Below are 8,375 nucleotides of genomic sequence, written 5' to 3'. Positions count from 1 at the left end.
TGGTGCGGCTGGAAGTGCTGGCGGCCGACGGCCCCGCGGCGGTGCGCCCGATCCTGCAGCGGCTGACCGCCCGCTTGCGCGACCCGCGCCACGCCAGCCTGCGGCGCGCCCTGACCGTCTGGTTCGCGCGGGTGTTGCTGCGGCGGCTGATGCCGGGCGAGAATTTGCCGGAACTGCACGATTTAACGGAGGTCGAGACCATGCTGGCCGAACGGGTTGACGAGTGGACACAGAAGTGGAAGCGGGAGGGGTTGCTGGAAGGCAAGCGGGAAGGCAAGCGGGAAGGCAAGACCGAAGCGCTACAAAGCGTGCTAACCGCCCGCTTTGGACCCCTGCCCTCCTGGGTGGGCGCGCGCCTTGCCGGGGCCACCGTTGACCAACTGGATGCCTGGCTGAATGGCTTTCTCCAAACCGAAACGCTTGAGGGTCTGCTCGGCGACCCGCCGGTGGAGCCCGGTACGCCCGCGCGCTGAGCGGCATCCGCTTGCCGGCCTGGATCACGGGTGCGGCCACGCGGCCTCGTAGCCTCGTAGCCTCGTAACCTCGTAGCCTCGTAACCTCTTAGGCTGGACAAGCGTAGCGCAGTCCACCAGCATCAGATCCCGATCGCTTCGCCCATCCCCCGGACTTGTGCGTGCCAACCGACTGATGCAATATGTATCGACGCGTATCTACACGGGAGGAGACAATGCGACTTCAACTGGCCAAATGGGGCAACAGTCTGGCGATACGGCTGCCTATGGAGGCAATTCGGGCGGTTGGCTTGAAAGAGGGGGACGTGCTGGAAGCAGAGGTCACCGCCACGGAGATTCGGCTCATACCGGCACCGATCTTCGACAAGGCGGAGTTCCTGCGCCGGGTCCGGGTCCTGCGCGCACAGATGTCCATGACCCAACCGGTGGTGGAGACCATGCGACGGGAGGACCGCTATTGACAATCTATCTCGACACGAGCGTCGCCGTGCCATTGTTCGTCCCGGAACCGACCAGCGAGGCCGTTGCCGCATGGCTTGCCGACTGCGCGGACCCCATCGTCTCCGCCGACTGGATCGGCACCGAGTTCGCAAGTGCGCTGTCCATCAAGGTACGGTGCACCGCGCTTTCCGCGGAGCAGGCACAGGCGGCCTGGGATGAATTCGAGGTGTTTTGCGGTGCCGGACTGCGGCTGATCCAGGTCAGTCGGAATGCCTTTAGGCATGCCGCGCGCCTCGCCCGCGTAGCGGGAAGCGGACTGCGTTCGGGCGATTCGCTCCATCTGGCCGTGGCGATCGAGATCGGGGCGGCCGGTTTCGCAACGGCCGACGGCAACCTGGAGGCAAACGCACGGCGCCAGGGCCTAAAGATCATCCGATTTTGAACGATCCGGTGGGCGCGGCGTCCCGCCGCGATTGCGCCTGACGCGTCACCGCGGCGTTTGAGGTCACCGCGGCACCGCATCGCGGCGGGACGCCGCTCCCACGGGGAGGGTCGCTGCGCGACTGTTACGGGAAAGCCCCGACCTCCAGTAGCGGGCAGACCGTCGCTGGCCGAAACGATGACCCAGGCCGATTCGTGCTAGGCTTGATCCCTGCGATTCCAAGACCGGACTCCCGCCCATGTCCTCCATCGCTGCCACCGCATCCACGTCCCAGGTCCCGGCCCCGCCGCCCCGGCGCCTGCCCGCGGCGGATTCCACACCGCGCTCCGCGGAGGGTCGCCTGGTCTCCGAAGAGGTCTACTGGACCGAGTATTACCTGGAGTCGGACCACCATTACGAGTGGAACAACGGCCGCCTGGAGGAGAAACCGGTGTCCGATTACGAGACCTTTCTGGTCTATGCCTGGTTTGCCGAGCTGGTGCGGCACTTCCTGCGCACCCATCCCTGTGCACAGATGGTCGGCCTGGAAATGGGTTTCCGGCTGCCGCTGCCGAGCGGTGCCGTCATCCGCAAGCCAGATTTCGGCGTGGTCCGCCACGACAATCCCCAGCCGCTGCTGCCCTTGGATTGCTCCTACCACGGGGTGTTCGACCTCTGTATCGAGGCCCTGTCCGACCAGGAGCGAAGCGGCATTGAGCGTGATACCGTCATCAAGAAGGCCGAATACGCGGCCGGGGGCGTGCCCGAGTATTACATCCTGCACAAGCATCCCGACCACCAGGCGTTCTACACCCGCACCTCCGCCGGGCTCTATACGCCCATCGCACCGCAGGCCGGGGTGATCTGCTCGCGGGTGCTGCCGGGGTTGCAATTCCGCCCGACCGACCTGGCGCGCCGACCGGAGCTGGAGACGCTGCGCGATGATCCGGTCTATGCCGGCTTCGTCCTCCCCGGCTGGCGCGCGGATCGTGAGCGGGCCGACGCCGAGGCACAGGCCAAACGCGCGGCCGTGAAGCGGGCCGACGCCGAGGCCCAGGCCAAACGCAAGGCCGTGAAGCGGGCCAATGCCGAGGCCCAGGCCAAACGCGAGGCCGTCAAGCGGGCCGATGCCGAGGCGCAACGGGCCGATGCCGAGGCGCAGCGGGCCGATGCCGAGGCCCAGGCCAAACGCGAGGCCGAGAACCGGGCCAATGTCGAGGCGCAGCGGGCAGTCGAGCAGACCCGGCGGGCCGACGCCGAGGCCCAGGCACGGCAGCGCCTGGAGCACGACCTGGCGGCCCTGCAGGCACGCCTCGCGCAGGGTCAGTCCGACGGCTGAGCCGCACCAAACCGCCAAGAGCATTCAACCGCAGTCTTGGGTCTCCATGTCGAAAACTGGCTCGACGCCGCGCCTTAGGCGATTTCCGAAGAACTTCGTACCGCAGGCGATTGCGCAGTTCGCTCACGCCGTTGTTAATGAGGAATCGGACAGTCGCCCACGGCGGGCCGCAGCGCGGCGACGGCCTCCGGGGCCAACGGCGGCGACTGGTTGCCGTTGGCGGCGGCAAGGTCGTTGGCGATGGCGGCGATCTCGGCGTCGCTCGCCAGGGCACACAGGGGATACATGTTGCCGGTTCCGTGCAGCGCTTTGAGGGCGACATAGACGGGGCCGGCGGCAGCCACCTGGGGGTTGCCGAACAGCGCCGGATAGGGGCTGCCGCTCAAGGGCACGGTGCCCTGCCCGTGGCAGGCCGCGCACAGCTCCGCGTAGAGCGCGGCGGGTTCGTCCGCCCGGCCGGCACCGCCCGGCAACAGCACGACAAGCGCAAACACGGCCAGCATGCTCCGCGATGTCATGACCGCGCCTCCCATTGTTGTTGCAGGAGCTTCAACCCGGCATGGGCCGATTGGACGGCGCCTTCCATCCAGGCAGGAATCTGGCTCACATGTTCTCCGGCGAAGATGACCCGCCGGTCGCCGGCGGCCACCCGCGGCAGGTCGCGTGCGCGGGCATTGTCGGTCCAGGCACCGAAGCAGCCGGCGCTGAAGGGGATGCGCGGCCAGGCAACCGAGACGGCCGAGTCTAACGCCGCCGCGGCGTCCGGATGGAGCGACTGCACGTCCGCCAGGGCGGCCTGGTGCCGCTCTTGGGGCTTCAGGCCGGCCAACGCCAGCGCACCCCGCACCCCGTAGTAATTGGTCAGCACGCCGGTGGCCGTGCCCAGCCGGGCGCTTGGATAGGCGATGAACAGTTCGGGGTCATCGACGTACGAGTAGCCGCCGAAAATCTGCTCGTCCTGCTCCCAGAAGCGGCGGCGGAAGCCGAAACCGACCTTTAGCGCCGGCTCGTAACCCAGGCCCGCGATGATTCCCCGGATGGCCGGATCGAAGTCGCTGTCGATCCGCGACAAGACAATGAAGGGGATGGTGCAGACCAGCCGCGCGGCATGGGCCTCATGCACCTCGCCGGAGCGCGTGTCCCGCCAGCGCACCGTGACCCCGCTGCCGTCCTGGCGCAGCCGAACCACCTCCGCACCCAACCGGATAGTCCCCGCCGGGAGTTGACCGGCCAGGGCCGATGCCAGATGATCCATGCCGCCCGTCACCGTGAGGACCGGCGTGGGATACTTGGCGCTGTTGACCCACCCCGGGGCTTCGGCCAGTTGTCCGTAGGACCACACTTCCTCTTCCGGAAAGGGCTTGGACAACACCCCGGGGGCGTCCACCGCACCCGGCAGAACCTGATAGCCACGGGCCGGGCCGCCGACGTAGCGCCCGGACGCGTCCAGCGTACCGAAGCGGCGTGCCCAGGCGGCCAGGGCATGATCTTCAGCAGCGCCCGCGGCGGCACCCCCACCTGGCTCCAGCAGCTCCACCAAACGCTGCATCGCATAACCGATCTCATCGCGGTCCAGCTCGCGGAACCGCACCCGGTGGCCGGAGAGCGGATGCCCAGGCTTGCGACGCAACAGCCAGTTCTGGCCCTGGGGGCCGCTGGTGTAGAGTTCGAGGGGCACGCCCAGCCGCCGGGCATAGGCGAGGACGCCCAGATGGCTCGTGAGAATACGATTGGCAGCCGCATTGAGGTAATCGCCCGGCGCGAACCGGCACTCCTGCTCGGCACCGCCCATCTCGGTGAAGCGGTCTCCCCGGCGCAGCGTCCAGCAGCGCCCACCCACCCGCTCGCGCGCTTCCAGCACCCGCACGCGGCATCCGGCCTGGTGCAGTTCGTAGGCGGTCACCAAGCCCGCGATGCCGGCGCCCAACACCAGCACCTCCTGACCCCGGGCGCTGCCCGCCGGCAGGAAGGCGCCGGCCGTCGCAGCGGACCCGGCCGCCCCCGCCAGGGCCGGCCAGCGCGCGCCCGCCGCGAGCAGGGCGGCCGCCATGAGCAGACGGCGGCGGGAATGATCGGTGCAATCGGTCTGATCGGTCTTCATGTGATCTCTCGAGGCATTCGGAACCGCCGGGCACGATTGCGCCGGTGTTTGTGTCCGATCTCAAGCTAGCGGAACGGTGCGACAATAACCTTGACGGCCGTCGCTGAAACGCACCTCGCGCCTTGCCGTTCTGCTTTTGGTAGCAAGATCGCGCTGCTCAGTATCGACGATCAAGGCCGCCTCGACTGAATCCGGTTGGATGCGGTTTGTCGTCCGGTGTGAGCGGTGGCGGGGGCGACGCGGCCGGAGGCCGACGCTTTAGCGGGCGGCGGCGACTAAAGTCGCCCCTACATGTCGCCCCCACACGCTGGTATAGCCTTCCTACCTGATATCCGGACAGACCCTTGGTGTAGGGGCGGGTTTGAAACCCGCCCCTACGTCCGGTTATCACGTCCGATGGCTATACATCTTTTCCCGGAAATCACTTTAAACCCGCCCGACGTCCTTTCAAGCCAGCGCGCGCAACACCGCATCGACACAGTCCTCGGGTGACATCTGCGGGGTCTGCAGGTGGACCTCGGGCGCCTGGGGACGCTCATAGGGGCTGTCGATACCGGTGAAGTTCTCCAGACCGCCCTGGCGTGCGCGGGCGTACAGACCCTTGGCATCGCGCCGCTCGCATTCCTCGACCGGGGTATCCACGAAGACCTCGACGAACTCACCCGGCTCGAACAGATCGCGTGCCATCCGGCGCTCGCTGGTGTAGGGTGAGATGAAGCTGACCAGGACGATCAGACCGGCATCGGCCATCAGCCGCGCCACCTCGGCCACGCGCCGGACGTTCTCCACCCGGTCGGCCTCGGTGAAGCCCAGGTCGCGGCTCAAGCCGTGGCGGACGTTCTCGCCATCGAGCACATAGGTGTGCTTGCCCTCGGCGTGCAGCCGCTTTTCCAGCAGGTTGGCGATGGTCGATTTGCCGGAACCCGAGAGCCCGGTAAACCAGATGCAGCGTGCCGACTGGTGCTTCTGCGCGGCCCGTTCGGTCTTGTTGACCTCCAGCATCTGCCAGTGGATGGTGCTGGCGCGGCGCAGCGCGAAATCGATCATCCCGGCGCCGACGGTCTCGAAGGTGAGCTTGTCGATCAGGATGAAACCGCCCATCACCCGGTTGACGCCATAGGGCTCGAACACCAGAGGCGCGCCGGTGGACAGGTTGACAACCGCGATCTCGTTGAGTCCCAGCGACTTGGCCGCGAGATGCGCACCCGTATTGACGTCCTCGCGATATTTGATTGCGGTGATGGTGGCCGTCACTTCTTTGCAAGCCGTCTTCATCAGGTACTGCCGGCCCGGCGTCATGGCGTGCTCGACCATCCATAGCAGCTTGGCCTCGAACTGGTCCGCGACCTCCGGGGGCGCGGCGGCGGCCACCAGCACGTCGCCGCGGCTGGCGTCAACCTCTTCCGTCAGGGTCACGGTCACCGCGTCGCCCGGATGGGCGGTCTCGACCGCATCGAAACCCGCCAGAATGGCCTTCACCCGCGTCTGCACGCCCGACGGCAACACGCGCACGGCATCGCCGGGATGCAAGGTGCCTTCGGCGATCCGACCACAGAAACCCCGGAAGTCCAGATTCGGCCGATTCACCCATTGCACGGGCATCCGGAAAGCCGCGCGCTCGCTGGTATCGCCGACATCCACCGTGTCGAGATATTCCATGAGACTGGGGCCGTTGTACCAGGGCGTCTGTGCACTGCGATGCAGCACATTGTCCCCGTCCAGGCCCGACAGCGGGATGGCGTGGGTGCTGAGAAACCCGAAGTCGGCGGCAAAGGCCTGGTAGTCGGCGATGATCCCGTTGTAGACGGCCTCATCGAAACCGACCAAGTCCATCTTATTGACCGCCAACACGATGTGACGAATCCCCATCATGGCGGCGATGCGGCTGTGACGGCGGGTTTGCGTCAGCACACCTTTGCGCGCGTCGATCAGGATAACCGCCAGTTCCGCGGTGGACGCGCCGGTTGCCATGTTGCGGGTGTACTGCTCATGACCGGGCGTATCGGCAACGATGTAGCGGCGGCGGTCGGTCGCGAAGAACCGGTAAGCGACATCAATGGTGATGCCCTGCTCGCGCTCAGCCTGCAGGCCGTCGACCAGCAGCGCCAGGTCGGTCTTTTCGCCTTGGGTGCCGTACTGGCGCGAGTCGCTTTCGAGCGCTTCCAGTTGGTCGTCGAAGATGCTTTTGCTTTCGAACAGCAGGCGGCCGATCAGGGTACTCTTGCCGTCATCCACGCTGCCGCAGGTGATGAAGCGCAGGGTTTGCTTGTTACGTTGCTCTTCCAGGAAGGAAACGATGTCACGGGCGTGCAGGTCGTTCATCAGAAATAACCCTCTTGCTTCTTCTTCTCCATCGATCCGGGGGTGTCGGCGTCAATCAACCGGCCTTGACGCTCCGAACTGCGGGCATTGAAGGTCTCGGCGATCACCGCCTCCAGCGTATCGGCATCGCTCTCGACGGCGGCCGTCAACGGCCAGCAGCCAAGGGTGCGGAAGCGCACGCGCTTCATCACCGCCTGTTCACCCGGTGCAAAGGGGTAACGATCGTCATCGACCATGATCCATTGACCATCGCGCTGCACCACCGGGCGCTCCGCCGCCAGATAGAGCGGGACGATCGGAATCCCCTCGGCGTGAATGTATTGCCAGATGTCGAGCTCGGTCCAGTTACTGATTGGAAAGACCCGGATCGTCTCATCCGGCTTGACGTGGGTGTTATACAGATTCCACAATTCCGGACGCTGGGCTTTCGGATCCCAGCGATGGCCCGCCGCGCGGAATGAGAAGACACGCTCCTTGGCCCGGCTCTTTTCCTCGTCGCGCCGGGCACCGCCAAAGACCACATCACTGCCCAGGGCGTTCAGGGCTTGCTTGAGCGCCTGGGTTTTCATGACGTCGGTGTGGTAGTTGCTGCCGTGGGTGAATGGATTGACCCCCGCCGCGACCCCCTCCGGGTTCGTGTGGGTGATGAGCTTCATCCCGCTCTCCTCCACCATGCGGGTCCGGTGCACGTACATCTCGGCGAACTTCCAGCGGGTATCGACATGCAGCAGCGGGAACGGCGGCGGCGCGGGATAGAAGGCCTTGCGTGCCAAGTGCAGCATGACCGAGGAGTCTTTGCCGATGGAGTACATCATGACGGGGTTGCGGGCCGTCGCCACGGCCTCGCGGATGATTTCTATGGATTCTGCTTCAAGGGTGAGCATGGGTCTGTCCGCGGTTGAAGAAGCCGGTTAGGTCGCCTCGGAAACAGGCAAACATTTAAGGCAGCGCCTTTGAGTTATCGAGCGCGGATAATTATGGGTCCGGTTGCTGCACTGCACAAGGGGTGACGCTCGCGGTTTAAAACGCGCGACCGATGCGCATCGCTGACGCGGGCCTATTAGAATCACAGCAAGTTATTAACCTTTGAACTACCAGTGATGCACTGATGCCTTTACGAGCGCCCGGGCTTCACCCTGAATCCGGCAGTGAATCGGAAAACCGAGCGGGCCTTGATCGTCGGAAGATGAAAGTCCCCCGTGGGAGCGGCGTCTCGCCGCGATGCGGTGCCGCGGTGACCGCGAACGCTGCGGCTGCGCGCCCGGCCCCATCGCGGCG

General features: G+C 65.9%; 8 protein-coding genes. 4 read left to right on the top strand and 4 right to left on the bottom strand.

Annotation, left to right across the window (positions count from 1 at the left end):
• The 4 genes from QZY03_RS05955 to QZY03_RS05940 all read left to right on the top strand — a co-directional run.
• On the top strand, positions 1–473 hold a 473-nt coding region (locus QZY03_RS05955; protein ID WP_295579048.1), incomplete at its 5' end, for a hypothetical protein.
• A 215-nt stretch (positions 474–688) separates the two neighbouring features.
• Positions 689–934, top strand: a complete 246-nt coding sequence (locus QZY03_RS05950) for an AbrB/MazE/SpoVT family DNA-binding domain-containing protein (protein WP_295579046.1) — start codon at positions 689–691, stop codon at positions 932–934.
• Positions 931–1,356: a type II toxin-antitoxin system VapC family toxin gene (locus QZY03_RS05945; RefSeq protein ID WP_295579044.1), complete on the top strand. Its 426-nt coding sequence runs from the start codon at positions 931–933 to the stop codon at positions 1,354–1,356. The genes QZY03_RS05950 and QZY03_RS05945 overlap by 4 nt, the downstream gene beginning before the upstream one ends.
• Before the next feature lie 238 nt (positions 1,357–1,594).
• Positions 1,595–2,674 carry a Uma2 family endonuclease gene (locus QZY03_RS05940; protein ID WP_295579042.1) on the top strand — a complete coding sequence of 360 codons (1,080 nt, stop codon included), beginning with the start codon at positions 1,595–1,597 and terminating at the stop codon, positions 2,672–2,674.
• A gap of 134 nt (positions 2,675–2,808) precedes the next feature.
• Here QZY03_RS05940 and QZY03_RS05935 read toward each other — a convergent pair whose 3' ends face one another.
• The 4 genes from QZY03_RS05935 to cysD all read right to left on the bottom strand — a co-directional run bounded on the left by QZY03_RS05935 (position 2,809) and on the right by cysD (position 7,981).
• Entirely contained in the window at positions 2,809–3,192 is a 384-nt protein-coding gene (locus QZY03_RS05935) for a cytochrome c (protein ID WP_295579040.1), read from the bottom strand.
• Positions 3,189–4,775, bottom strand: coding sequence for an FAD-dependent oxidoreductase (locus QZY03_RS05930; RefSeq protein WP_295579039.1), 1,587 nt, complete (start codon positions 4,773–4,775; stop codon positions 3,189–3,191). The genes QZY03_RS05935 and QZY03_RS05930 overlap by 4 nt, the downstream gene beginning before the upstream one ends.
• Positions 4,776–5,222: 447 nt before the next feature.
• Positions 5,223–7,097, bottom strand: coding sequence for a sulfate adenylyltransferase subunit CysN (gene cysN, locus QZY03_RS05925; protein ID WP_295579037.1), 1,875 nt, complete (start codon positions 7,095–7,097; stop codon positions 5,223–5,225).
• Entirely contained in the window at positions 7,097–7,981 is an 885-nt protein-coding gene (gene cysD / locus QZY03_RS05920; protein ID WP_295579035.1) for a sulfate adenylyltransferase subunit CysD, read from the bottom strand. The genes cysN and cysD overlap by 1 nt, the downstream gene beginning before the upstream one ends.
• Between the last annotated feature and the right edge of the window lie 394 nt (positions 7,982–8,375).

The sequence above is a fragment of the uncultured Lamprocystis sp. genome, from assembly GCF_903933125.1.
Classification (GTDB): Bacteria; Pseudomonadota; Gammaproteobacteria; order Chromatiales; family Chromatiaceae; genus Thiodictyon.
This window is presented reverse-complemented; position numbering and strand designations above follow the sequence as displayed.

Coding starts and splice junctions, on each gene's coding strand:
- cysD (WP_295579035.1), bottom strand. CDS start 7,981: ATGCTCACCCTTGAAGCAGAATCCATAGAAATCATCCGCGAGGCCGTG.
- QZY03_RS05935 (WP_295579040.1), bottom strand. CDS start 3,192: ATGACATCGCGGAGCATGCTGGCCGTGTTTGCGCTTGTCGTGCTGTTG.
- QZY03_RS05950 (WP_295579046.1), top strand. CDS start 689: ATGCGACTTCAACTGGCCAAATGGGGCAACAGTCTGGCGATACGGCTG.
- QZY03_RS05940 (WP_295579042.1), top strand. CDS start 1,595: ATGTCCTCCATCGCTGCCACCGCATCCACGTCCCAGGTCCCGGCCCCG.
- cysN (WP_295579037.1), bottom strand. CDS start 7,097: ATGAACGACCTGCACGCCCGTGACATCGTTTCCTTCCTGGAAGAGCAA.
- QZY03_RS05930 (WP_295579039.1), bottom strand. CDS start 4,775: ATGAAGACCGATCAGACCGATTGCACCGATCATTCCCGCCGCCGTCTG.